This window comes from Pseudomonas sp. KNUC1026, assembly GCF_021650705.1.
Taxonomy (GTDB): Bacteria; Pseudomonadota; Gammaproteobacteria; order Pseudomonadales; family Pseudomonadaceae; genus Aquipseudomonas.
The window spans coordinates 3639507-3664294 of sequence record NZ_CP087138.1; the positions used below are offsets into that span (position 1 = coordinate 3639507).

Sequence of the window (24788 nt, forward strand, 5' to 3'; positions counted from 1 at the left end):
GCTCGAATATGCACTTTCGCCTTGGCAGCGCTGGTGTGCGCCGCGCTCGGTGTGTTGCTCTGGCAGCAACTGGAACGCACCGAAGAGGTGGTCGATAAAGGGCCATCAGCCGAAGCGCTGGCCAACCCTTACCTGGCCGCGCAGCGCTTCATGCAGGCTCAGCACCTGAATGTCTCGGTCACTACGCGGCTGTCGAAATACGAACAGTTGGCCCCAGCCGACAACAGCCTGATGATCCTCGGCAGCCGCAGGCGCATGACGCCGAGCCAGGTTGAGGGGTTGCTGAACTGGGTGCGGCAAGGCGGCAGGCTGGTCGTCGTCGCCGAAAGCCGCTGGAACAATGCAAAGGGCAGCAGTGGCGACCGGCTGCTCGACACCTTGAAAATCCGCAGCACCTACGCGAGCGCCCCGCTCAAGCCCGAGGCAAGAACAGCGGAGAAACCCGGCACGGCCGCCAGTGTGCGGAAGCCTCGTGCGCAAGACCTCACCGAGTTGTTCATCGAGAACGAGCAGGCGCCGGCCAGGCTTGGCTTCCAGCCGAGCAATCATCTGGAAGACCCGACCGACAAAGCCATGGCCTGGGCCAACAGCAGTTATGCAACGCACCTGATGCAGCTGGACTGGGGCGATGGGGTAATCACGATTCTCAGCGACGCCGACCTGTGGACCAACGCTCACGTGGGCGAATACGACAATGCCTGGCTGCTGTGGTACCTGAATCAGGACCGCGCGGTTACCTTGTTGCAGCGCGGCCAGAACGACTCCTGGTCAGCACTGCTGCTACGCTACTTCCCCCAGGCCCTGCTGGCTTTGCTGCTGCTGTCGCTGGCCTGGTGCGCCTTCCACGGTGTGCGCCGCGGGCCGATGGTGCCAACAGCGCCACCCAGCCGCCGCAGCCTGATGGAACACCTGCGCGCAAGCGCCAGCTTCATGCTGCGCCACCATGGCCAACAGCACCTGCTGCGCACCTTGCGCCAGGACCTGAACCACCGAGCCAGCCGTGCGCACCCCGGTTTCAACCAACTACCGGTGGCCGATCAATGGCAGGTGCTGGCCCGCCTGACCCGCCAATCCACCTCCAGCGTCGCCCAGGCCATGGCCCCGGGCGAAGCCGGCAAACGCATGCCCTTGCACCAGTTCACCCAGCAGGTGGCCCGGCTGCAAACCCTCAGGAATGCCCTATGAGCGAGAACACCCCCTGGATATCACCGCCGCCAGCGCCCTGGCCCAAGCCCTGCAACAGCAACTGCGCCAGGCCCTGATCGGCCAGGACGAGGTGATCGACGAGGTCATCACAGCCTTGATCGCCGGCGGCCATGTGCTGCTCGAAGGCGTGCCGGGATTGGGCAAAACCCTGCTGATCCGCGCCTTGGCGCGTTGCTTCGGCGGTGAGTTCGCGCGCATTCAGTTCACCCCAGACCTGATGCCCAGCGATGTCACCGGCCATGCCGTATTCGATTTGCAGACCGAGCAATTCGAACTGCGCCGCGGGCCGGTCTTCACTCACTTGCTGCTGGCCGATGAGATCAACCGCGCACCGGCCAAGACGCAGGCTGCCTTGCTCGAAGCCATGCAGGAGCGCCAGGTTACCCTCGAAGGCCGCGCCTTGCCGTTGCCACAACCTTTCATGGTCATGGCCACGCAGAACCCGATCGAACAGGAGGGCACGTACCCGTTGCCAGAGGCCGAGCTCGACCGTTTCATGCTCAAGGTGCACATCGGTTACCCGGCTGCCGAGCATGAGCTGGAGCTGGTGCGCCAGGTGAGCCGTTCCACCCGCGCCGACATGCTGGAAGTGCAGCCCATGCGGCAAGTGCTGGACGCCCAGCAGGTCAGCGACCTGCAACGGGCCGCGAGCACCCTGCCAGTGGATGAGCAAGTGCTCGATTACGCCGTGCGGCTGGCCCGAGCCACCCGCGAATGGCCAGGGTTGGCCGTCGGTGCGGGGCCGCGAGCCTCGATCGCGCTGGTGCGTTGCGGCCGCGCGCGTGCGGTATTGCGTGGCGGCACTTTTGTGACCCCGGACGACATCGAAGGCGGGGCCTTGGCCGTACTGCGCCACCGGATCCGGTTGGCACCAGAGCTGGACATCGACGGGCTGAGCGCCGACCAGGTGCTGGGGCAGTTGCTGGACCAGATCCCGGCGCCACGCAACTGATGCTGCGCCCGACTCGGCTGGCCCTTTATTGGCTAGGTGCGCTGGCGCTGGTGGGCCTGGCGCAGGGGCTGCTGACGGTATTCGGCGTGCTCGGCCCAGCCTTTGCCTCCGTGAGCTGGGCGCTGGTGCTGGCGATTCTGGTGCTGATGCTGCTCGATGCATTGCTGCTCACCCGCCGCCTGGCACCGGAGGTGAGCCGCCAGCTTCCAGGCAACCTTGCCATTGGCCGCAGTGGCGAGGTGTGGTTGCACATTCGCCAGCGCAGCCAGCGCCCTCTTACGCTTGAGGTGTTCGATCACCCACCGCCAGGTTTGGCGTTCGAGGATTTACCGCAGCAAGTCACTCTCAAGCCAGGCGAGCACGTGCGCCTGGCCTATCGCCTGCGCCCCCTGCGGCGCGGGCGTTTTCTGTTCGAGCGTTGCGAATTGGCGCTGAGCAGTGCGATAGGGTTGTGGACCCAGCGACGTTACCTGCCGGTAAGCAGCGAAGCGCGGGTGTTTCCGGATTTCGCCCGCCTGTACGGCGCTGAGCTTCGGGTCATGGACGCGTGGCTGGGGCAAATGGGCGTGCGCCAACGCCAGCGCCGCGGTGAAGGCCAGTCATTTCATCAGTTACGGGAATTTCGTGACGGCGACAGCATCCGCCAGATCGACTGGAAAGCCACGGCGCGCAAACGCGCCCCCATCGTGCGCGAGTATCAGGATGAGCGTGACCAGCAGATCGTGTTGTGGCTGGACACCAGCCGGCGCATGCGCAGCCAGGATGGCGAGCTGTCACACTTCGATCATGCGCTCAATGCCGGCTTGCTGCTGGCCTACATCGCTCTGCGCCAGGGCGATGCAGTCGGTGTCCGAACCCTGGTTCCCAGCCCTTGCCGCGTCTCGCCAGCCAAAGGCCAGCGGCAACTGGGCACGCTGCTCGGTGCGGTTTACGACTTGGACAGCCACTTGGGCCACGCTGACTTCAGTGAGGCGGCCAATACCCTACTCGTCTGGCAGAAACGCAGGGCGTTGGTGATCCTGCTGACCAATCTGCGTGACGAAGACGATGAGGAACTGCTACTGGCGCTCAAGCGCATTGGCCGCCATCACCGCGTGCTGGTAGCCAGCCTTCGCGAGGAAGTGCTCGACCAGGCGCAGCAATCGACCGTAGCCAGTACTGCGCAGGCGCTCGAATATTGCGCGGTGGTGGATTACCTCAGCGAACGCCGCGCCTTGCATGAGCGTCTGGCCGCGCACGGGATCCCGGTGCTGGACGTTCGCCCCGGCGAACTGGGAACCGCGCTGGTAGGCAAGTATCTGGAATGGAAGCGCGCTGGCGTGCTGTGAAGCCTCAGCTCAGGCAGAGGCGCTCATGGGCAGAAAACTGAAGTATTCGCGCAACGCGCCCACCAGCTGCTGATATTCGGCAGGCGCCTGAAGCAGCATGAAGCCGGAGTCATAATGGCCAGGAGTGGCATCTTCCTGGCACCACAGGCAACTGGCAGTCAGGTTGATCAATTGCAACTCACCGCCCGCCAAGGGCGCTTTCAACTGCAGCTCGAAATCCGGGCCCACCAGCAAGGGAAGTTGGCTGATCAACATCAGGCCATCTTCGGAGACGTTGCCCAGATAGCCGATCTGCTGGTCGGTATAGCGGTTGTACACCTTGAGGTAGTAAGGCAGTTGGTGCCTTTCGATGCGTCGTTCGATGTATCGAGTCATGTTTTTGCTTCCCAGACCTCATGCAAAAGGTCGGACACACAGCAGCCAACCGAAGTGCGAAAAAAGTAACTACACGCGCTGAGCTTAACGGATAGCTATCAATCTGCCAGCTCCGCAACACTACGTTTCATTTAAATTCACATAGGCGCTGGCTGCGGGACCGCGACGCCGGCGGGGCGCAAGTGGCCGGTTTGCTCCAGCGTGTCCAATCGAGCCTTGGCACGGAATGCGTATTGGCTGGTGGGGTACTGGTACAGAATCCACTGGTAGGTTTGCGCGGCGTCCACGAACAGGTTCTGGCGCTCCAGGCATTGCCCGCGCAGCAATGCCGCCTCAGGCCGGATGTAAGGGCGTGAAACCGTCTTGCGGTCGACCTGGGTCAGTTCCAGCAACACCTTGTCGCAATCACCGTCGGTGTAGGCGCGGTACGCACTGTTCAGGTGCTGATCGGCGGACCAGCGGTTGCAGCCGGCCACGCAGGCTAGCAGGGTTAGGGCAACAAGCATTCGCATGGCAATCTCCTGGAATACTTTGGATATCGGCCTCAGCGGCAAATTCTTCAGTCATATCTCGCGGGCAAAATCTCGGCAGTAGTGCAGTTGAACGATGACTACAGCCCCTTAGAGGAGTAGCCTTTCGCTGCGCGTCAATAAAGGAGCCAGTGCATGACCGTACGCCGTACCAAAATCGTCGCCACCCTGGGCCCGGCCAGCAATTCGCCGGACGTTCTGGAACAGCTGATCCTGGCTGGCCTCGACGTCGCTCGCCTGAACTTCTCTCACGGCACCCCGGATGAGCACAAGGCTCGCGCCCGCCTGATCCGCGACCTGGCGGCCAAGCATGGCCGATATGTGGCGCTGCTGGGCGACCTGCAAGGCCCCAAGATCCGCATCGCCAAGTTCGCCAACAAGCGCATCGAGCTGAAGGTAGGCGATCGCTTCACCTTCTCCACCAGCCACCCACTCACCGACGGCAATCAGGAAGTGGTCGGCATCGACTACCCGGACCTGGTCAAGGATTGCGGTGTAGGCGATGAGCTGCTGCTCGACGATGGCCGCGTGGTCATGCGCGTCGAAACCGCCACTGACGATGCGCTGCATTGCGTTGTTCTGATCGGTGGCCCGCTGTCCGACCACAAAGGCATCAACCGCAGGGGTGGTGGCCTGACTGCGCCGGCACTCACCGAAAAAGACAAGGCCGACATCAAGCTGGCTGCAGAGATGGAAGTCGACTACGTCGCAGTGAGTTTCCCGCGTGACGCCGCCGACATGGAATACGCCCGCCGCCTGTTGACCGAAGCCGGCGGCACCGCCTGGCTGGTGGCCAAGATCGAGCGTGCCGAGGCCGTGGCCGACGATGAAAGCCTCGATGGCCTGATCCGCGCCAGCGACGCCGTGATGGTCGCCCGGGGTGACCTGGGTGTCGAAATCGGCGACGCGGAACTGGTCGCCATTCAGAAGAAGATCATCCAGCACGCTCGCCGCAACAACAAAGCGGTGATCGTTGCCACCCAGATGATGGAGTCGATGATCCAGAACCCGATGCCGACTCGCGCCGAGGTTTCGGACGTCGCCAACGCTGTGCTCGACTACACCGACGCGGTGATGCTGTCAGCCGAGAGCGCTGCGGGTGCGTATCCGATCGAGGCCGTGCAGGCCATGGCGCGCGTGTGCCTGGGCGCTGAAAAGCACCCCACCAGCAAGAAGTCCAGCCACCGCCTGTATACCCAGTTCGAACGCTGCGACGCGAGCATCGCGCTGGCTGCGATGTACACCGCCAACCACTTCCCGGGCGTCAAGGCGATCATCGCCCTGACCGAGAGTGGCTATACCCCGTTGATCATGTCGCGCATTCGCTCGTCGGTGCCGATCTTCGCCTTTTCCCGCACCGTGAAACCCAGGCGCGCGTGGCGATGTTCCGCGGTGTATACACCATCCCGTTCGACCCGGCGGCATTGCCTCTGGGTGAAGTGAGCCAGGCTGCCGTCGACGAACTGCTCAAGCGCGGGCTGGTCGAGCAAGGCGACTGGGTGATCCTCACCAAGGGCGACAGCTACCATACCGTTGGTGGCACCAACGGCATGAAGCTGCTGCACGTAGGCGACCCGCTGGTCTGATGCCTTGAGCTGCTGACAGGAACGCCCCGTAACCGGGGCGTTTTCGTTCTTGCCTGTCGGGCAGTAGCCCCACCGCCTGTCGCACGTCGCCCGGCGAGCCGGCCTCCCACCGAGTCAGTGCAGGGCCCTCCCACCGACCACAACCGAGCAGTGGGAGGCTGGCTCGCCGGGCGACAGGCACACTGTGATGCGAGAACCTCGATACCGTCGCGGGCGATGTCCATCGCGAAGTAGGTCAGGATCTGGTCGGCACCCGCGCGCTTGATCGCCCCCAGGCTCTCCCGCATCACTCGCGCCTCGTCCACCGCGCCGGCCAATGCGCCGAACTTGATCATCGCGTACTCGCCACTGACCTGATAAGCCGCAAGCGGCAGGCGCGATGCCTCGCGGATATCGCGGATAACGTCCAGGTAAGCCCCGGCCGGCTTGACCATCAACACATCGGCACCCTCAGCTTCGTCCAGCAACGATTCACGCACAGCCTCACGGCGGTTCATCGGGTTCATCTGATATGCCTTGCGATCCCCCTTCAGCGCGGTGCCACCGGCCTCGCGGAATGGGCCGTACAGCGCCGAGGCGAACTTGGTCGAATAGGCCATGATCGAGGTGTTATGGAACCCTGCGCCATCCAGTGCGCTGCGGATGGCTTGCACCTGGCCGTCCATGGCCGCTGAAGGCGAGATGAAGTCAGCGCCGGCACGCGCAGCCGCGACTGCTTGCTTGCCCAGGTTCACCAAGGTGGCGTCGTTGTCGACCTCGCAGTCATGCAGCACACCGCAGTGGCCATGTGAGGTGTATTCACAGAAACAGGTGTCGGACATCACGATCATTTCCGGCACCGCTTCGCGGGTGGTGCGCACGAGCCGCGACACCAGGCCGTTTTCAGCCCAGGTATCGCTGCCGGTGGCGTCGAGGTGGTGCGACACGCCAAACAGCATGACCGAACGGATGCCTGCCCGCGCATAGCGCTCGATCTCGCTGGCGAGTTTTCTCTCGGGGATGCGGTTCACACCGGGCATGCTGGTAATAGGTACGAAGTCGTCGATCTCTTCTTCGACGAAGATCGGCAATACCAGATCCTCGAGGCGAAATTCCGTTTCCTGGTAGACCGAACGCAGGGCTTCGGAGCGCCGCAGGCGGCGGGGGCGGCTGACGGGAAACTGGCTGCTCATGGTAATGCTCTTGAACCTCTCAACTGACTCGCTCATAGCCTCCGAGTACGCCCTTTCTGGACAGCACCCATTGCCAGAGCTGGATATCGCGGGCACGAAACGCGCCCGCGCACGACAACAGATAGTAACGCCACATGCGGAAGAAACGCTCGCCCATCGCCTCGGAAAACTGTGGCCAGGTTTTTTCGAAGTTGGCACACCAGGCCATCAGCGTCTTGTCGTAGTCCGCGCCGAAGTTATGCATGTCCTCGGCCACGAACAAACCATCGATCGCATCGCCGATCTGCCCTACCGACGGCAAGTCGCCGTTGGGGAAGATGTACTTGTCTATCCAGGGATCAGGCGTGCTGTGGCGGCGGTTCTTGCCAATCGTGTGCAGGAGGAACAGCCCGTCTTCCTTCAGGCAGCGGTGGGCCGCCTCCATGTAGACGCGGTGATTCTTGCGCCCCACGTGTTCGAACATGCCAACGCTCACTACATGATCGAACTGCTCATCGACATCGCGGTAATCCTGCAGGCGAAAATCCAGCGGCAGGCCTGGGTAGCGGGCCTTGGCCCACTCGCACTGTTCGCGGGAGATGGTCACGCCTACGCACTCAACGCCATAGTGTTGCGCGGCATACGACATGAAACTGCCCCAGCCGCAGCCGATGTCCAGCACCCGCTGCCCGGGCTTCAGGTCGAGCTTGCGGCAGATCAGGTCCAATTTTGCTTCCTGGGCCTCTTCAAGGTTATGTGCATGCTTCCAATACCCGCAGGTGTAGGTCATGCGTGCATCGAGCATCTGCTCATAGAAATCGTTGCCGATGTCGTAATGCTGCTCCCCGACTTTCAAAGAGCGCGCCCTGGTTTGCAGGTTCACGAACTTCGCCTTCACCGCATGAAAGAGCAAGGCTGCCGGGTTGATCAGGTCGGCGATGCCCGAGCGCAACAGCTTGGCGAAGAACTCATCCAGCTGTCGCGCGTCCCATTCACCGTTCACGTAGGCCTCGCCCAGGCCAAGGTTGCCCTCGGCCAGGACTTTTTCCGGTACGTGCACGTCATTGAGCGTCATGTCCCAGGGCGCTCGCCCCTCCATACCGATGCCCGCCTTGCTCAACAGTTCGCAGGCGAACTTGAATGAGCGAGTGGTGCGGGAACTGCTCGAGGACGCGGATGAACCAGAAAACTTGGTCGGCATGACGATCTCCTGTTCAAAACGGCTTCAATCGGTACAGCAGGAATCCATGTTCGGATATTGATCAAAATGACGTGGCTATGTTGCTGAGCACCATCGCTGACCGACAAAGTGCAGCGACGGAGATGTCAAAGGCTTGCCACAGGGGGCGAGGGTTGCCAGTTAACTGCCGCAGCACCCCGCATGAATCAGAGCTTAAGCGGGGAAATGGCCTTGGCAAAGTCTCCAGAGAGAAAACCTAGTTACCGGGTTGGCAATAATACGCCGGCGGCAAAACAGCCGGCGCAGCGCCTCATTGCTCGGCAGGTTTGCCTTTGCGTGGCCCTTGGCCCTGCGGCGCGAAGCCGTCCGCGCGGAACATCTGGCGAATCCCGCGGACTGCCTGGCGGATGCGGTCCTGGTTCTCGATCAGTGCGAAGCGCACATGGTCATCGCCATAGTCGCCAAAGCCAATGCCTGGGGATACGCACACCTTCGCCTCGGCCAGCAGTTTCTTGGAGAACTCCAGCGAACCCAAATGCGCGTACGCTTCGGGAATCTTCGCCCAGACGTACATCGACGCCTTGGGGTTCTCCACCATCCAGCCAATCTCGTGCAACCCTTTGACCAATGTGTTGCGCCGCTGCCGGTACTGCTCGGCGATGTCGCGCACGCATTGTTGGTCACCTTCGAGTGCGGCAATGGCCGCTACCTGCAGCGGCGTGAACGTGCCGTAGTCGTGGTAGCTCTTGATTCGTGCCAGCGCATTGACCAGCTCCGGGTTGCCCACCATGAAGCCAATTCGCCAGCCAGCCATGTTGTAGCTTTTCGACAGGGTGAAAAACTCCACTGCGATGTCCTTGGCACCGGGCACCTGCATGATCGAAGGCGCCTTCCAGCCGTCGTAGACGATGTCGGCATAAGCCAGGTCATGGATCACCAGCACGTCATAACGCTTGGCAAGGGCCACCACGCGCTCGAAGAAATCCAGCTCCACACATTGCGATGTAGGGTTGGACGGGAAGCCCAGAATCATCATCTTGGGTTTCGGGATGGACTCGCGAATGGCCCGCTCCAGCTCTTCGAAAAAATCGACGCCGGGCACCAGCGGCACCGAACGCACTTGGGCGCCGGCAATCACGGCACCGTAGATGTGGATCGGGTAACTCGGGTTGGGCACCAGCACGGTATCGCCGTGGTCGAGGGTTGCCAGCATCAGGTGGGCCAGGCCTTCTTTAGACCCGATGGTGACGATGGCCTCGCTTTCTGGGTCAATGGCGACGTCATAGCGGTCGGCGTACCAACGAGAAATCGCTCGGCGCAGCCGTGGTATGCCCCTGGACGTGGAGTAACCGTGAGTGTCTTCGCGCTGCGCGACACTGACCAGCTTTTCGACGATATGCGGCGGCGTAGCGCCATCCGGATTGCCCATCGACAGGTCGATGATGTCCTCGCCACGGCGGCGGGCGGCCATCTTGAGCTCGGCGGTGATATTGAAGACGTAAGGGGGAGACGATCGATGCGCGCAAAACGGCGCGGCGGACGGGTGCCAGCCATGTGAACCTCGAAATGTACGTAAGCGCCCGGAACCGTCCGAGCGACGTTGGCCAACGCATTGGCCTGCCGGCACAGTAAGCGGGCCGCAGTGGCGCTGTAAAGCCCGGAAATGAAAAAACCCGGCACAGGGCCGGGTTTCTCATTCACTTCACGCTCAGGGCGCGGCGTAGGTCAGCAGCAGCTCGCTAGGTGCCTTGAAGTCCAGGGACATCGCCACGCTGAGCGCGGTGATGGTGAAGATCGAGAACACGAACAGCTTGCGAGCCCATACGCGGTCATCGGCAGCCTTGTAACCGGTCCAGGCCATGTACAGCCAGTACATCCCCATCGCTGCCGCTACTGCCAGATAGCTCATGCCGGCGTAACCGCCGAAGGTGAGCATCAAGGTGGCGAGCAGGAAAGCGAAGGTGTAGACCAGGATATGCTTCTTGGCGACCAGAATGCCCCGCTTCACCGGCAGCACCGGAATCGACGCAGCCAGGTAATCGTTGAAGCGGAAGATCGCGATTGCGTAGGAATGCGGCATCTGCCACAGGCTGAACATCACCAGCAGGGTCAGCGCAGCCAGGTCGAACGTACCACTGACTGCAACGTAGCCGATCACCGGCGGCATTGCCCCGGAGAGGCTACCCACCAATGTGCCGTGTACCGACTTGCGCTTGAGGTACAGGCTGTAGAGGCCGACGTAGATGATGAAGCCGATCAGGGCGAACAGCGCCGCCAGCAGATTGGCTTCCCAGTACAGCAGGCCAAGGCCCGCCACACCGAGCACCGTTGCGTACGCCAGAGCAACCGGGGCCGGAATCAGCCCCTGCACCATGGCGCGGTTCTTGGTGCGTTCCATCTTCACGTCGATGTCGCGATCAATGCAGTTGTTGAACACGCAACCCGACGCTACCACCAACGAGGTGCCGATCAGCGTGGCAAGCAACAGAGCCAGGCTGACATGCCCTTGCGAGGCGAGGAAGAAACCACCTGCCGCCGAAAGCACGTTACCGAAAATGATCCCCGGTTTGGTGATTTGGATAAAGTGCTTTACGGACATGCCGGTGTTCCTCACTTCGCCATCATGAAGTGGTGGATGCTGAACATGATCCACAGCGACAGGCCGACCAGGAACGCGATGATCACCGCCGAGAAGATGAACGCGATCACGTTCCAGCGCTGCTCGGATGAGCGGTCCAGGTGCAGGAAGTAGATCAGGTGAACGATCACCTGAACCACTGCGAAGGCCAGGATGGTCAGCAGCACCGCATCCTTGGACATGAAGCCGGGCACCATGACCAGGCCAAACGGGATCACCGTCAGGATGACCGACAGGATGAAACCGACCATGTAGGACTTGAAGCTGCCGTGGCTCGCGCCGCCGGCTGAATGATTGGAGTTAGCCATTACAGGGCCCCCATCAGGTAGACAACGGTGAACACACAGATCCAGACGACATCCAGGAAGTGCCAGAACAGGCTCAGGCAGCTCATGCGGGTCTGGTTGGTTTCGGTCAGGCCCTTTTTCGAGATCTGCGCCATCATCACCGCCATCCAAAGCAGGCCGCTGCTCACGTGCAGGCCGTGGGTACCGACCAGGGTGAAGAAGCCGGACAGGAAGCCGCTCTTGTCTGGGCCATAACCTTCAACGATCAGCTTGTGGAACTCGTTGATTTCCATGCCGATGAAGCCGGCACCGAACAGGAAGGTGATGAACAGCCAGAACAGCACGCCGCTCTTGTTGCCTTTGTGCATGGCCAGCATCGAGAACCCGAAGGTGATCGAGCTGAACAGCAGCAGGAAGGTCTCGACCAGAACGTAGTCCAGTTCGAAGATCTCGTGGCCCGACGGGCCACCTGCAACGTTCCCGGCCAGCACCGCGTAAGCGGCGAACAGGCACGAGAACAGAATGCAGTCCGTCATCAGGTAGATCCAGAAGCCGAAGACGGTCATGCCCCCGGCGTCGTGGTGGTGCTCGTCATGCCCGTGGTCGTGACCGTGGGCAATATCACCGTGAGTAACTGTATTGGACATGGTGTTAAGCCTTCTCCACTCGCGCCATACCGGCGTTGGCGTTAGCCAGAGTTTTCAAACGTTCAGCCTCGATGCGAGCTACTTCGTCAACCGGGACGTAGTAGTCGATATCGTCGTCGTAGCTGCGGACGATCAAAGTCACGATCATGCCCACAAAACCTACGCCCACTGCCCACCAGATGTGCCAGATGAAGGCGAAGCCGAACACCAGGCTGAAGGCTGCGATCAGGAAGCCCATGCCGGTGTTGCGTGGCATGTGGATCGGTGCGTAGTGAGCGGCCTTCTCGGTCGCCTGGGAGCGCTCTTTCATGCCCCAGTAAGCGTCCAGATCAGCAACGGCTGGCACTTCGGCGAAGTTGTAGAACGGAGGTGGCGAGGAAGTCGACCATTCCAGAGTACGGCCATCCCATGGGTCGCCAGTGACGTCCAGGTTCTTGTTGCGGTCGCGGATCGACACGTACAGCTGAATCAGCTGGCATGCGATACCGGCAGCGATGAACAGCGCACCGACCATGGCGATCATCAGCCATGGAGTCCACTCCGGGTTGTCGGTGTGGTTCAGGCGACGGGTCATGCCCATGAAGCCCAGCACGTACAACGGCATGAACGCCAGGTAGAAACCGACCAGCCAGAACCAGAAGGACGCCTTGCCCCAACGCTCGTTCAGGGTGAAACCGAAGGCTTTCGGGAACCAGAAGGCAAAGCCCGCCAGGTAACCGAACACGGCACCGCCGATGATCACGTTGTGGAAGTGAGCGATCAGGAACAGGCTGTTGTGCAGCACGAAGTCAGCACCCGGAACGGCCAGCAGAACGCCGGTCATACCACCGATACTGAAGGTCACGATGAAGCCAACGGTCCACAGCATCGGCGATTTGAACTCTATGCGGCCGCGGTACATGGTGAACAGCCAGGTGAAGATTTTCACACCTGTCGGAATCGCGATCACCATCGTCATGATGCCGAAGAAGGCGTTGACGTTGGCACCCGAACCCATGGTGAAGAAGTGGTGCAGCCAGACGATGAACGACAGTACCGTAATGGCCACCGTTGCCCAGACCAGCGAGACGTAACCGAACAGGCGCTTCTTGGCGAACGTCGAGGTAACCTCGGAGAACACACCGAACGCCGGCAGGATGAGGATATAAACCTCGGGGTGGCCCCACGCCCAGAACAGGTTGACGTACATCATCGGGTTGCCACCAAGCTCGTTGGTGAAGAAGTGCATGCCCAGATAACGGTCAAGCGAAAGCAGCAGCAGGGTGGCGGTCAGGATCGGGAACGAAGCGGCGATCAGGACAGCGGTGCAGAGGCAGTTCCAGGTGAATACCGGCATTTTCATCAGAGTCATGCCAGGAGCACGCATCTTCAGAATGGTGACGATGAAGTTCACACCAGTGAGCAAGGTACCCAGGCCGGATATCTGCAGCGACCAGATATCAGTCGTCGACCCCTACCCCCGGGCTGTATTGCAACCCCGCTAGCGGCGGATAGGCGACCCAGCCGGTCTTGGCGAATTCGCCGACACCCAGGGAGATGTTCACCAGCAGCACGCCGACGACGAAGAACCAGAAGCTCACCGAGTTCAGGAACGGGAAAGCCACGTCACGGGCGCCGATCTGCAGCGGCACGACGATGTTCATCAGGCCGATCATGAAAGGCATGGCCATGAAGATGATCATGATCACACCGTGAGCGGTGAAGATCTGGTCGTAGTGCTCAGGCGGCAGGTAGCCGGTGGAGCCGCCGGTGGCGACTGCCAGCTGCGAGCGCATCATGACGGCGTCGGCGAAGCCGCGCAGCAGCATGATCATGGCGACGGCGATATACATCACGCCGATCTTCTTGTGGTCGACCGAGGTCAGCCACTCTTTCCACAGGTAGCCCCACTTCTTGAAGTAGGTGACCGCAGAGACAACACCCAGGCCAAGAACCGCTACGATGGCGAGGGTCACCATCACTATCGGCTCATGGAAGGGTATCGCTTCCAGACTCAGTTTACCGAACATCTCTTACTCCTCTGCCCCAGCAGCTGCGTGCGTGCTCATGTCCATCCCGCCCATGTCGGCCGAACCTTCTTTCTTGTGCTCGGTGCCGTGCTCGCCATGGCCCTTGCCCGGGTTCATGCCTTCGTACTTGTTGACGATGGTCTGGAACAGGTTGGGGGCGTAGGAGCTGTACAGCTCGACAGGGTTGTTCTCGCTCGGTTTAAGCAAGGCGCTGTAAGTCGCCGCATCGAGCGACTTGGACGAACCTTTGACTTCTTTGACCCAGGCGTTGAAGTCCGCCTCGGAAGTGGCCACTGCCTTGAATTTCATGCCGGTGAAGCCCGCGCCGCTGTAGTTGGCGGAGATACCGTCGAATTCGCCGTTTTCGTTGGCGATCAGGTGCAGCTGAGTAGTCATGCCGGCCATTGCGTAGATCTGGCCGCCCAGCGCCGGGATGAAGAAGGAGTTCATCACGGAGTCGGAAGTGATACGGAAATTGACCGGGGTGTTGGCGGGGAAGACGATCTTGTTGACCGTTGCAATGCCCTGCTCCGGATAGATGAACACCCATTTCCAGTCCATCGAAACCACTTCGATGGTCACAGGCTTGGCTTCATGATCCAGCGGGCGATAAGGGTCGAGGCTGTGAGTGGTGATGTAGGTCACGGTGCCCAGCGCGATGATGATCAGCAGCGGGATGCCCCAGACGACCATTTCGATCTTGGTCGAGTGTGCCCACTCGGGCGCATAGGTGGCGCTCTTGTTGGAAGCACGGTACTTCCAGGCGAACGCGAAGGCCATGACGATCACGGGTACTACGACCAGCAGCATCAGGCCGAAGGCGATGAGGATCAGGTTACGCTCCTCGATCCCTACCTGACCCTTCGGGTTGAGCAGGGTCCAGTCGCACCCACTGAGAAAAAGCATGCCGATCAACGGCAATAGGCCAAATAGTCTGGGGTAACGCTTTTTACTCATCTCACGACCTCTAAGCAGCTTGCTTCATTGCAATGGTGTGTTGTGATTGCCAACACTTCGTCCTGCCAAGCGTCAGCATTTCTCGAGATTGATAACGGGCGTGCCCGTAACCCGCAACTGCGGTAGGCAAGCCTGTTCGATACTCTCTGCTATGACTCGTCGATTATAGGCAAGTCGTGCGTTCGCGCCCCATTCCTTTGGTGCGGACAATCAATGAAGGGTAACTACCCGGGTTTCTGCGGAGCTGGCGAAGCACTGGCAAACAAGGCGTACAGCCTTGATTTCAGCGGCTCGCAGGGGTTGGCCCGAACAGAAATTGCCGCGATTGTAGTGAGCTAGCCCCGCATTGAATATGGCTTATTTAGCAACAGTAACTTGCCGATTATGCAACAAAGCGCCCCTTTTCAAGCCCTTGCGACACGATGTCGCAGCAGGTGCGCAGAGCCTGAAAGCCTTGAGTGGTGCGGCCTTGAGCCATTATGCGCAGGCCGAGGCCGCGACAATGGCCCTTCCTGGAAGGGGGCTATTGTCGCGGTTTCGGCATGATTCATGATGGGTGAGCTAGACCGACGCGCGGCGCCGATTTCGGATAACGCCTACAGGTACCAGAACGGCGGTGAGCACGAATGCCAGCAGAGCCCACTGCGCGAGTGACAAGCCAAGGATCGGAGGGTAAGGCGTGCTGCAGAACCCCTGAACCTCGAACACGGTGGGCCACCACCGGGCGAAAGGCAGGCCATCGACGATCGGCTGCAAAGTGTCGACGCCGCAGCTCGAAAGGGATGGGCCAGCACCCACGCGTGATTGCCCGCCGCTGCGATGCCGGCCAGCGCACTGAGCACCACCAGCACCTCGAACACGGTAAGCGAACGGCGCCCAGGCAAGGCTGCGCCGACGAAGGCGAACAACGCTATCAGCAACAAGGCATAGCGCTGCAGGATGCACAGCGGGCACGGCATCTCTCCAAGTGCGATCTGCATATAGAGCGCGCCACCCACCAGTGCCAGGCAGATGATGCCTAGCAACACAAGAAAGCGGCGTTCACGCCCTAATCGCACAGCTTCGTCACGCATGGTTCAGTCCTGGAATCGGCAATGGCTGGAGGGCGGCTACGGTACCACCGATAGCCCGGGCCAGTTAAGGTGTGGCCCGTTGAAGGCACATTAAGCCACACGCCTATTCCAGCGCCTGCGCAGGGCCGAAGAACTCCCAATGGCACCGCTCGGCGGGCACCCCCAGTTCGCCCAACCAACGCTTCACGTCGCCCATGAATGCTTTCGGCCCCAGGAAGTAGGCATCCAGCCCTTCACCGCCTGGCAACCACTTGCGCAGCAGCTCGCGGTCCAGGCGCCCGGCAGCATCGCACTGGTCGCCTTGCCCGTGCACCCGATAGTAGAAGAGCTGGTTTGCATGCGAATGGGCCAATGCCTGCAGCCAGGGGCCGAACGCTTGTGCCTGAGCGTTACGGGCGCAATGAATGAAGTGCACACGACGCCCTGCTTCAAGCGCTGCCTGCAGCATCGGCAGCATCGGCGTGATGCCGACGCCTGCACTGATCAGCACAACCGGCCCTGCGCCCTCTTGCAGCACGAACCCGCCCGCAGGCGGGAACAGATCCAGGCTATCGCCCACCTTCAACTGATCATGCAGATAGCCAGACACCAGCCCACCCGCTTCACGCTTGACGCTGATCCGATACTCGCGCCCGTCACTGGGTGCCGACAGCGAGTAATTGCGCCGTGCCTCGCCCGTAGCATCAAGCAGTACGCGCAAGCCAATGTATTGGCCGGGCAGCGCCCGCAACACAGGCAGGCCGTCAACCGGCACGAAGTAAAACGAGGTGATGTGCTCGCTTTCCGCCACGCGGCGCCCAAGCCGGAACCTTCTTGCGCCACGCCAGCCGCCATGTGCCTGGGCGTGGCGGGCGTACTCGCCCTCCTCCGCGCCGATCAGGATGTCGGCCAGTTGCGCATACGCAGCGGCCCAGGCGTCCAACACGGCATCGGTAGCAACCTGCTCGCCGAGCACCTGGCGAATCGAGGTGAGCAGGCAGGTGCCAACGATGGGGTAATGTTCAGGAAGAATCTGCAGCGCAACATGCTTTTGCACGATCTGCGTTACCAACGGGCCGAGCGAATCGAGGCGGTCGATATTGCGCGCATACATCAATACAGCGTTGGCCAACGCGCGGGGCTGATCGCCGCGCGCCTGGTGTGTCTGGTTGAACAGCACCTTGACCTGCGGATACTGGTCGAACATCAACTGATAGAAGTGGCGAGTGAGAGCCTCGCCGCCGGTTTCAAGCAGGGGAACGGTGGCGCGGATGATGTCACGGTGGGCAGAGCTGATCATGGAGGGCTTCCAGAGTATTGAAGTTCTTCCTCTGCTCTACATAAGCCGTGCCAATGGCCGATGCCCGTGTTCACTGGGTTTCAAGCAGGCCCGAGTCACAACGACTACACTGTCGCCGCAGTCCGAACGACTACAGGAAGTCATAATGACCTCAACAGTATTACTCACCGCTCTATTGCCTCTGGTTACCGACCTCGCCCGTGAACTCCCGGAGCAGGAACGATTCCGCCGCCTGCTTCAAAGCCTGAGGCTGGTGCTGCCTTGCGATGCGGTAGCCCTGTTACGCCTTGAGGGCGAGCACCTGCAGCCCCTGGCGGTGGATGGCTTGGCCATCGACACGTTGGGCCGGCGCTTCAAGGTGGCAGACCACCCCGCCTGCAGATCCTCCTGAGCTCCCCCTCCCCACGCGCTTCCCCAGCGACAGCCCGTTGCCAGACCCCTACGACGGCTTGATAGAAGGATTGGGTGACGACCTGCATGTACACGACTGCATGGGCTGCCCGCTGTATGTAGATGACCGCCCTGGGGGTTGCTGACCCTCGATGCGCTCGCCGCAGACCGCTTTGCAGCGCATGCGCCCGAGACTCTGCAGGCGTTCGCCAGCCTTGCCGCCGCAACCGTGCGGGTCGCTGAACACATCGAACGGCTCGCCAGCCGCGCCGAGCACGAACGCCAGCGCGCAGACAGCTACGTTGCGCAGGCACAAAGCACGCCGATGATCGGCCAGAGCCCGGCACTCGAGCAGTTACGCCAGGAAATCGAAACCGTGGCCAGCACCTCGTTGGCAGTTCTGATCTCCGGGGAAACCGGCGTAGGCAAGGAGCTGGTCGCCCAGGCGCTGCATCGCAGCTCGGCGCGGGCTAACCGGCCGCTGATCAGCCTCAACTGCGCGGCGTTGCCCGATACGCTGGTCGAAAGCGAACTGTTCGGCCACGTGCGTGGTGCGTTCACCGGCGCCACCGCAGACAGGCGCGGCAAATTCGAACTGGCAGACGGCGGTACCTTGCTGCTCGATGAGGTCGGGGAACTGCCACTGCCAGTGCAGGCCAAGCTGCTGCGTGTGCTGCAAAGTGGGCAGTTGCAGCGGCTAGGCTCGGACCGTGAGCATCGCGTGGACGTACGGGTGATCGCGGCGACCAATCGCGACCTTGCCGAGCGCGTGCGTGAAGGGTTGTTTCGCGACGACCTCTACCACCGCCTGAGCGTATACCCGATCAGCGTGCCGCCGCTCAGGGCTCGGGGCCGTGACGTGCTGCTGCTTGCCGGCTATTTTCTCGAGCAGAACCGTGCGCGCATGGGCCTGGCTGCTTTGCGCCTGGCCAGTGACGCACAAGCCGCCTTACTCAGCTACGCATGGCCAGGCAACGTGCGCGAGCTGGAGCATTTGATCAGCCGTGCGGTGCTGCGGGCCCGGCCCAGGGATCGTGCAAGCGCCGGGATGCTCACCTTGACGGCGCAGGCGCTGGGGCTGGCGCCCTCCGACAACCCGCGCCCCCCCATGCCAGCCAGCCCTGCGCCGCAGGATACAGAGCCCACAGGGCTGCGCGAGGCGGTAGATGACTTCCAGCGCGAGCTCATCCAGTACACCCTGGAACGGCACCACATGCAGTGGGCCAGCACCGCTCGGGCGCTGGGAGTGGATCGCGCCAACCTCAACCGGCTGGCGCAGCGCCTTGGGCTCAAGCCTTCGAGCAATGGATGACCCGATTGGCGACAAGGCTCAAGCCAGGGCTGTCGCAGCCGATAGCCTGCTACCGGATTGGAAAAATACCCTTTATGTCTAGCCTCAAGGTTCACGCCGACGCGCTGTCACTGCTGCTGTTCACCCTGCGCAGCGGAAAACTGATGGCCATCAATTTGCTGAAGGTCAGCGAAATCATCGCCTGCCCTCCCCTGACCCGCCTCCCGGAGTCGCATCCCTACGTCAAAGGGGTAGCGTCCTTGCGCGGCAGCACGTTGTCGGTCATCGACCTGAGCCGCGCAATCGGTGAACGGCCGCTGGCCGACCCCAACGGCGGCTGCCTGATCGTCACCGACGTCAGCCGCTCCCGCCAGGGCCTGCACGTGCAGGCAGTGAGCCGCATCATTCACTGCCTGACCACCGATATTCGACCCCGACCTTATGCGACCGGGGACCGGTCATTCATCACCGGCGTCACGGAAGTGGATGGCGCCCTGGTACAGGTGCTGGACATCGAGAAAGTCATCCACAGCATCGCGCCTGCCGAGATTCTCCCGCCCGAAGACCAGGCGCTGAACATGGAAGAGGCCGAACTGCTCGCCCACGCTCGCATCCTGGTGGTGGACGACAGCCAGGTTGCCCTGCAGCAATCGACGCTGACCCTGCGCAACCTGGGTTTGGAGTGCCGTACCGCCCGCAGCGCCCGCGAAGCGCTGGACCTGCTGCTGGAACTGCAAGGCACGCCGGGGCAGATCAACATCCTGGTGAGCGATATCGAGATGTCGGAGATGGACGGCTTCGCCCTGGCCCGCACGTTGCGCGACACACCGGACTTCCACGAGCTCTACATATTGCTGCACACCTCGCTGGACAGCGCCATGAACGCAGAACGCGCCAAGGCCGCAGGTGCCAACGCCGTGTTGACCAAGTTTTCGTCGCCTGACCTGACCGAGTCGCTGGTAAAGGCCGCGCGCACGGTGCTCAAAGGGTAATCAGCCAACCGCCCAAGGCAACCAGGCGCTCGCCAAGCCACTGATTGGCATGCGCGTGGGCCAGCACGCCTCCCAACAGCGCGCCTATCGATAGCCAACCCAATGCCGGAAGGCGCTCCCGAGTGGCGACCCAGGTTGCTGCCACTCCGCCCGCCATTGCCAGCGCCCCGCTTTCCTCACCCGCCAGCGTGGGCAGAACGTCGAGGGCGCTGTAAACGCCCTGCCACACAAACGGCGAAAGGCCAGAGGCCAAACTGATCATGACGGGCCACTCATCTCTACGAAACGGCCAAGTTTCATGACTCGGTTTTTCGACAGCTATTGGACGATTCCGATAACTCTGTAGGAAAAAGGTAAATTCTTACTTAAACGTTTTACTCACCCTTGTGTCTGTGTGCTGCAGCTGTCAGTGATGTCATTTTCACGGCACACTGGCGGCCGGCGCACCGCGCTATAAAAACGCCTACTCACCCGCTCCGGTTTCTCGATGCGTACGCTCACCCGTTCGATCCTTGCATGCGCCACCCTCGCAGTCCTGGCCGGCGCCGCGCTCTGGCATACACACGCGAGCGACACGCCCGTCGCGCACACCGCGCATGCCGTGGCGGTGAAAGTTGCCATGGTCACGCAGGCCGACATCCCCCACCGGGTCGGCGGCATCGGTACCGTGCAATCGTTGCAGAGCGTGGTCATTCGCCCGCAGCTGGACGGCACGCTGATGCGCCTGTGGGTCAAGGAAGGCCAGTTCGTCGAAAAAGGCCAGATGCTGGCCAGCCTCGACGACCGTGACTGGCGCGCGCAGTTGGCGCAGGCAGAGGCTGAGCTTGCGCAGACACGCGCAGGGTTGCGGGCAGCGCAGGCGGACCTCGATCGTTACCAAAGCCTTGAGCAAGGACGACGGCATCTCGCGCCAGCAGTTGGATCAGCAACAAGCCCAGCGTGACCGGCTGGCCGCGACGATGCTGGGCAACCAGGCTGCGGTGCAGGCTGCGCAGGTCAAGCTTTCCTTTACCCAGATTCGCTCACCGCTGGCTGGGCGCGTCGGCATTCGAAATGTCGACGTCGGCAACTTCCTGCGTGTCAGCGACACCCAAGGCCTGTTCAGCGTGACCCAGTTGAACCCGATCGCCGTGGAGTTCGCCCTGCCCCAGCAGCAGTTGCCTGTGCTGCAAACCTTGCTGCGCGCACCCACTCCAGCGCCGGTGCTGGCCCTTCCAAGCGGCGAAATGGCCACCGGCACCCCGCTCGCGATCGGCCGCCTGCTGTTGATCGACAACCAGGTGTCAGAGCAGCACCGGCACCTTGCGTGCCAAGGCTGAGTTCGACAACCGCGACCTAACGTTGTGGCCGGGCCAACTGGTCAATATCCAGCTGCAGACGCAGCTGCAGAAAGGCGCTCTGGTGATACCCAGCCGCGTCTTGCAACGAGGCATCGACGGCACATTCGTTTATCGGGTGGAAAAGGACATCGCCGAGGCAGTCCCGGTGAAGGTACTGGACCAGAACAGCGAAGTCATCGTGGTAGAAGGCGTTGCGGCAGGCGACGCCTTGATCAGCGACGGCCAGTCGCGAGTGCGCCCTGGCGCCAAGGTGCAGGTGATAGCCGATGAGCCGCCCGCGCCGCCCTCCGTGCTGGGCACTGAACCGTGAGCCGCGCGCCCTCCGCCTGGTGCATCCGCCACCCCATCGCTACCTTGTTGCTGACCACCGCGCTGGTGCTGCTGGGCGCACTGGCCTTTCCACGGTTGGCGCTGGCGCCGCTGCCGGAGGCCGAGTTCCCGACCTTGCAGGTCAGCGCCCAGTTGCCCGGGGCCAGCCCGCAGACCATGGCAAGCTCGGTGGCAACGCCGTTGGAGGTGCAATTCAGCGCCATCCCCGGCATCACTCAGATGACATCGAACAGCGCGTTGGGCTCCACTACCCTGACGTTGATGTTCAACCTGAACAAGAACATCGACGCCGCTGCGCAGGAAGTGCAGGCCGCCATCAACACCGCCGCCGGCAAGCTGCCGCGCGACCTGCCCAACCTCCCCACCTGGCGCAAGGTCAACCCGGCCGACAGCCCGGTCCTGATACTCGGTGTAAGCTCGCGCAGCCTCACCGGCCCGCAACTGAGCGACGCCGTCGAAACCCTGCTGGCCCGGCAGATCAGCCAGATCGAAGGCGTAGGCCAGGTCAGCATCATCGGCCAGCAGCGCCCGGCGATTCGTGTGCAGGCCAAGGCTGACCGCCTGGCAAGCCTGGGCCTGACCCTGGCGGATCTGCGCCAGGCCATCCAGGCGACCAGCCTTAACCTGGCCAAGGGTGCGCTTTACGGGGACAGCCGCATCTCCACGCTCAGCGCCAATGACCAGTTGTTCGAGCCTGAGGAGTACGCCGAGCTGATCGTCGCCTACCGAAATGGCGCCGCCATTCGCCTCGGTGACGTGGCGACGGTACGTGCCGGTGCGGAGAACGACTACGTGCAGGCCTGGTCGGCCAACCAGCCGGGGGTGAACCTGGTGATCTCGCGCCAGCCTGGCGCCAACATCGTCGACACCGTAGAGCGCGTCCAGGCGGCGCTGCCTGCGCTGAAGGCCGGGCTGCCGGCCACGCTGGACATCGAAACCCTCAACGACCGCACCCAGACCATTCGCTCATCGTTGCACGAGGTGGAGCTCACGCTTGGCATCGCCATCGTGCTGGTCATCGCAGTCATGGCGCTGTTCCTGCGCCAGCTCTCGGCGACCTTGATCGTTTGCGCCGTGCTGGGCGTGTCGCTGATCGCCACCTTCGCGCTGATGTACGTCATGGGGTTCACCCTGAACAACCTGACGCTGATGGCGATCGTGATCGCTGTGGGCTTCGTGGTCGACGACGCCATTGTCGTGGTGGAGAACATCCATCGCCATCTGGAAGCCGGCGAGCCCCGGCGCGAAGCCGCACTAAAAGGCAGCGCAGAGATTGGCTTCACTGTGGTCTCGATCAGCTTCTCGCTGATCGCCGCGTTCATTCCGTTGCTGTTCATGGGGGGCGTGGTCGGGCGCCTGTTCAAGGAGTTCGCCTTGACCGCCACCGGCACCATCGTGGTGTCGGTGATCGTATCGCTGACCCTCGCCCCTACCCTGGCGGCCATGTTCATGAACGCGCCCAAGCCCCACCCCCAAGGCAAGCACGGCGCCAGCGAACGATTGATGGCGGGCTACGAGCGGGCACTCAACGCGGCGCTGAATCATCCACGCACGATGCTGGCCCTGTTCGGCGCCTCACTGGCGCTGGCGATGGCAGGCTACCTGTTCATTCCCAAAGGCTTTTTCCCGGTGCAGGACACAGGCTTCGTGCTCGGCACCAGCGAGGCGGCAGCGGATATTTCCTATCCCGACATGCTGGCCAAGCATCAGGCGCTGGCGCGCATCATCGCTGCCGACCCTGCGGTGCGGACCTGGTCGCACTCGGTGGGTGTCAGCGGCAGCAACCAGGCAGTTGCAACGGGCCGCTTCTGGATCTCGCTCAAACCGCGCGAGCAGCGCGATGTGTCGGCGAGCGAGTTCATCGACCGCATTCGCGGCCAACTGGCCCAGGTGCCGGGGATCGTGCTGTACCTGCGCGCTGGCCAGGATATCAACCTGGGCGTCGGTGCCAGCCGAGGCCAATATCAATACGTGCTCAAGAGCAATGACGGCGGTGCGCTCAACTTCTGGGCCGAACGCCTGACCGACACCTTGCGCAAGATGCCAGCGTTTCGTGACCTTTCCAACGACCTGCAATTGGGCGCCAACGTCACCCCGATCCAGATCGACCGGCGTGCGGCTGCGCGCTTCGGAATCACTACCGCCGATGTGGACCAGGCGCTTTACGACGCGTTTGGCCAACGGCAGATCAGTGAATTCCAGACCGATACCAACCAGTACAAGGTGGTGCTGGAGCTGGACGCCGCCCAGCGCGGCCAGGCACAGAGCCTGAACTGGTTCTACCTGCGCTCGCCGCTGACGGGTGAGCAGGTACCCATGGCTGCGCTGGCGCACGTTGGCACACCGCTGAACGGCCCATTGTCGATCGCCCATGACGGCATGTTCCCCGCCGCCAACCTCTCGTTCAACCTGGCGCGCGGCGCGTCGCTGGGCGATGCGGTCGAGCAACTCCAGCAGGCCGAGAAGGACATCGGCCTGCCGGCAAACGTGACTGGCAGTTTCCAGGGTGCAGCCCAGGCCTTTCGCAGCTCTCTGGCCAGCCAGCCGTGGCTGATCCTGGCGGCACTGGTGGCGGTGTACATCATTCTCGGTGTGCTTTACGAAAGCCTGGTCCACCCCTTGACGATCATCTCCACCCTGCCCTCGGCGGGCCTGGGTGCGCTGGCATTGCTGTGGCTCAGTGGGCAAGCCTTCACCATCATGGCGTTGATCGGGCTGGTGCTGCTGATCGGTATCGTGAAGAAAAACGGCATCCTGCTGATCGACTTTGCACTCAACGCCCAGCGCGAAGCGGGCCTTACCCCGCGCGAAGCGATCTACCAGGCATGCCTGGCGCGGGTCAGGCCCATTGTGATGACCACACTGGCAGCCTTGCTCGGCGCTGTGCCGCTGATGCTCGGCTACGGCAGTGGCGCCGAGCTGCGCCAGCCACTGGGCATCGCGGTGGTCGGCGGCCTGTTGGTGAGCCAGTTGCTCACATTGTTCACCACGCCGATCATCTATTTGCAGCTCGAACACCTGTTTCATCGGCGCCGATAAGGGCGCAAAAGGCTGGCGCCCGCGGTATTTTCGAACGTACGTTCGCACCAACCTCCTTATCGAATGTCGCCAACGTGCATGTAACACATTAAAAACAAAGGCAAAACGCGCTGGAGTCGCAGCCAGCCTGCCTGCATGATCGGCGAACCGCGCTGAATGTGCAGCTTGTGAGGGGGCATCGGGGTCCCTATCATATCGCCGCCCCGAC

At 62.1% G+C, this 24788-nt stretch carries 14 protein-coding genes and 7 pseudogenes; 8 read left to right on the forward strand and 13 right to left on the reverse strand.

Annotated features, from left to right (window positions below):
- Nucleotides 1–21: 21 nt before the first annotated feature.
- From LN139_RS17090 to LN139_RS17100, 3 genes are read left to right on the forward strand one after another with little or no spacing between them, the layout of a single operon-like run.
- Nucleotides 22–1185 carry a DUF4350 domain-containing protein gene (locus LN139_RS17090; RefSeq protein ID WP_236355333.1) on the forward strand — a complete coding sequence of 388 codons (1164 nt, stop codon included), beginning with the start codon at nt 22–24 and terminating at the stop codon, nt 1183–1185.
- Complete coding sequence (locus LN139_RS17095) at nt 1175–2158, forward strand: AAA family ATPase (protein WP_236355334.1); 984 nt, start codon at nt 1175–1177, stop codon at nt 2156–2158. The genes LN139_RS17090 and LN139_RS17095 overlap by 11 nt, the downstream gene beginning before the upstream one ends.
- A gap of 2 nt (nt 2159–2160) precedes the next feature.
- Entirely contained in the window at nt 2161–3486 is a 1326-nt protein-coding gene (locus LN139_RS17100; protein ID WP_236360473.1) for a DUF58 domain-containing protein, read from the forward strand.
- Between the two features lie 9 nt (nt 3487–3495).
- Here LN139_RS17100 and LN139_RS17105 read toward each other — a convergent pair whose 3' ends face one another.
- Nucleotides 3496–3861, reverse strand: a complete 366-nt coding sequence (locus LN139_RS17105) for a PilZ domain-containing protein (RefSeq protein WP_236355335.1) — start codon at nt 3859–3861, stop codon at nt 3496–3498.
- A 137-nt stretch (nt 3862–3998) separates the two neighbouring features.
- A complete protein-coding gene (locus LN139_RS17110; protein WP_236355336.1) occupies nt 3999–4373 on the reverse strand; it encodes a tetratricopeptide repeat protein in 375 nt (124 codons plus the stop codon).
- 153 nt (nt 4374–4526) lie between these two features.
- On the opposite strand from LN139_RS17110, the pseudogene pyk reads away from it, so the two are divergent.
- Nucleotides 4527–5977, forward strand: a pseudogene (gene pyk, locus LN139_RS17115) (pyruvate kinase).
- Between the two features lie 200 nt (nt 5978–6177).
- Here the strand turns inward: pyk and hemB are convergent.
- The 10 genes and pseudogenes from hemB to hmpA form a co-directional block, all read right to left on the reverse strand.
- Nucleotides 6178–7149 (reverse strand): annotated as a pseudogene (gene hemB, locus LN139_RS17120) (porphobilinogen synthase); the annotation flags it as partial.
- Nucleotides 7150–7168: 19 nt separating this feature from the next.
- Nucleotides 7169–8329, reverse strand: coding sequence for a cyclopropane fatty acyl phospholipid synthase (cfa, locus tag LN139_RS17125; RefSeq protein ID WP_236355337.1), 1161 nt, complete (start codon nt 8327–8329; stop codon nt 7169–7171).
- A gap of 289 nt (nt 8330–8618) precedes the next feature.
- Nucleotides 8619–9862 (reverse strand): annotated as a pseudogene (gene alaC / locus LN139_RS17130) (alanine transaminase).
- Between the two features lie 154 nt (nt 9863–10016).
- On the reverse strand, nt 10017–10907 hold the full coding sequence (cyoE, locus tag LN139_RS17135) for a heme o synthase (RefSeq protein ID WP_236355338.1): 891 nt from the start codon (nt 10905–10907) through the stop codon (nt 10017–10019).
- A gap of 11 nt (nt 10908–10918) precedes the next feature.
- Entirely contained in the window at nt 10919–11254 is a 336-nt protein-coding gene (gene cyoD / locus LN139_RS17140; protein ID WP_236355339.1) for a cytochrome o ubiquinol oxidase subunit IV, read from the reverse strand.
- Entirely contained in the window at nt 11254–11880 is a 627-nt protein-coding gene (locus LN139_RS17145) for a cytochrome o ubiquinol oxidase subunit III (protein WP_236355340.1), read from the reverse strand. The genes cyoD and LN139_RS17145 overlap by 1 nt, the downstream gene beginning before the upstream one ends.
- A 4-nt stretch (nt 11881–11884) precedes the next feature.
- Nucleotides 11885–13889 (reverse strand): annotated as a pseudogene (gene cyoB, locus LN139_RS17150) (cytochrome o ubiquinol oxidase subunit I).
- Nucleotides 13890–13892: 3 nt separating this feature from the next.
- A complete protein-coding gene (gene cyoA / locus LN139_RS17155) occupies nt 13893–14846 on the reverse strand; it encodes a ubiquinol oxidase subunit II (RefSeq protein ID WP_236355341.1) in 954 nt (317 codons plus the stop codon).
- A 561-nt stretch (nt 14847–15407) separates the two neighbouring features.
- Nucleotides 15408–15919, reverse strand: a pseudogene (locus tag LN139_RS17160) (disulfide bond formation protein B).
- 103 nt (nt 15920–16022) lie between these two features.
- Nucleotides 16023–17198 carry an NO-inducible flavohemoprotein gene (hmpA, locus tag LN139_RS17165; RefSeq protein ID WP_236355342.1) on the reverse strand — a complete coding sequence of 392 codons (1176 nt, stop codon included), beginning with the start codon at nt 17196–17198 and terminating at the stop codon, nt 16023–16025.
- Nucleotides 17199–17343: 145 nt separating this feature from the next.
- Here hmpA and norR point away from each other — a divergent pair.
- Both norR and LN139_RS17175 read left to right on the forward strand, forming a co-directional pair.
- A pseudogene (gene norR / locus LN139_RS17170) lies at nt 17344–18900 on the forward strand (nitric oxide reductase transcriptional regulator NorR).
- A gap of 74 nt (nt 18901–18974) precedes the next feature.
- The gene (locus LN139_RS17175) at nt 18975–19871 is read left to right on the forward strand and encodes a chemotaxis protein CheV (RefSeq protein ID WP_236355343.1); all 897 of its coding nucleotides are present in this window, start codon (nt 18975–18977) and stop codon (nt 19869–19871) included.
- On the opposite strand, the gene LN139_RS17180 is transcribed toward LN139_RS17175, so the two are convergent.
- Nucleotides 19861–20133, reverse strand: a complete 273-nt coding sequence (locus tag LN139_RS17180) for a hypothetical protein (protein WP_236355344.1) — start codon at nt 20131–20133, stop codon at nt 19861–19863. The genes LN139_RS17175 and LN139_RS17180 overlap by 11 nt on opposite strands.
- Nucleotides 20134–20358: 225 nt before the next feature.
- Here LN139_RS17180 and LN139_RS17185 point away from each other — a divergent pair.
- A pseudogene (locus tag LN139_RS17185) lies at nt 20359–21521 on the forward strand (efflux RND transporter periplasmic adaptor subunit).
- Nucleotides 21518–24580 (forward strand): multidrug efflux RND transporter permease subunit, encoded by a 3063-nt coding sequence (locus LN139_RS17190; RefSeq protein ID WP_236355345.1) that lies wholly within the window; start codon nt 21518–21520, stop codon nt 24578–24580. Before LN139_RS17185 ends, LN139_RS17190 begins: the two are co-directional and overlap by 4 nt.
- The last annotated feature ends 208 nt before the right edge of the window (nt 24581–24788 follow it).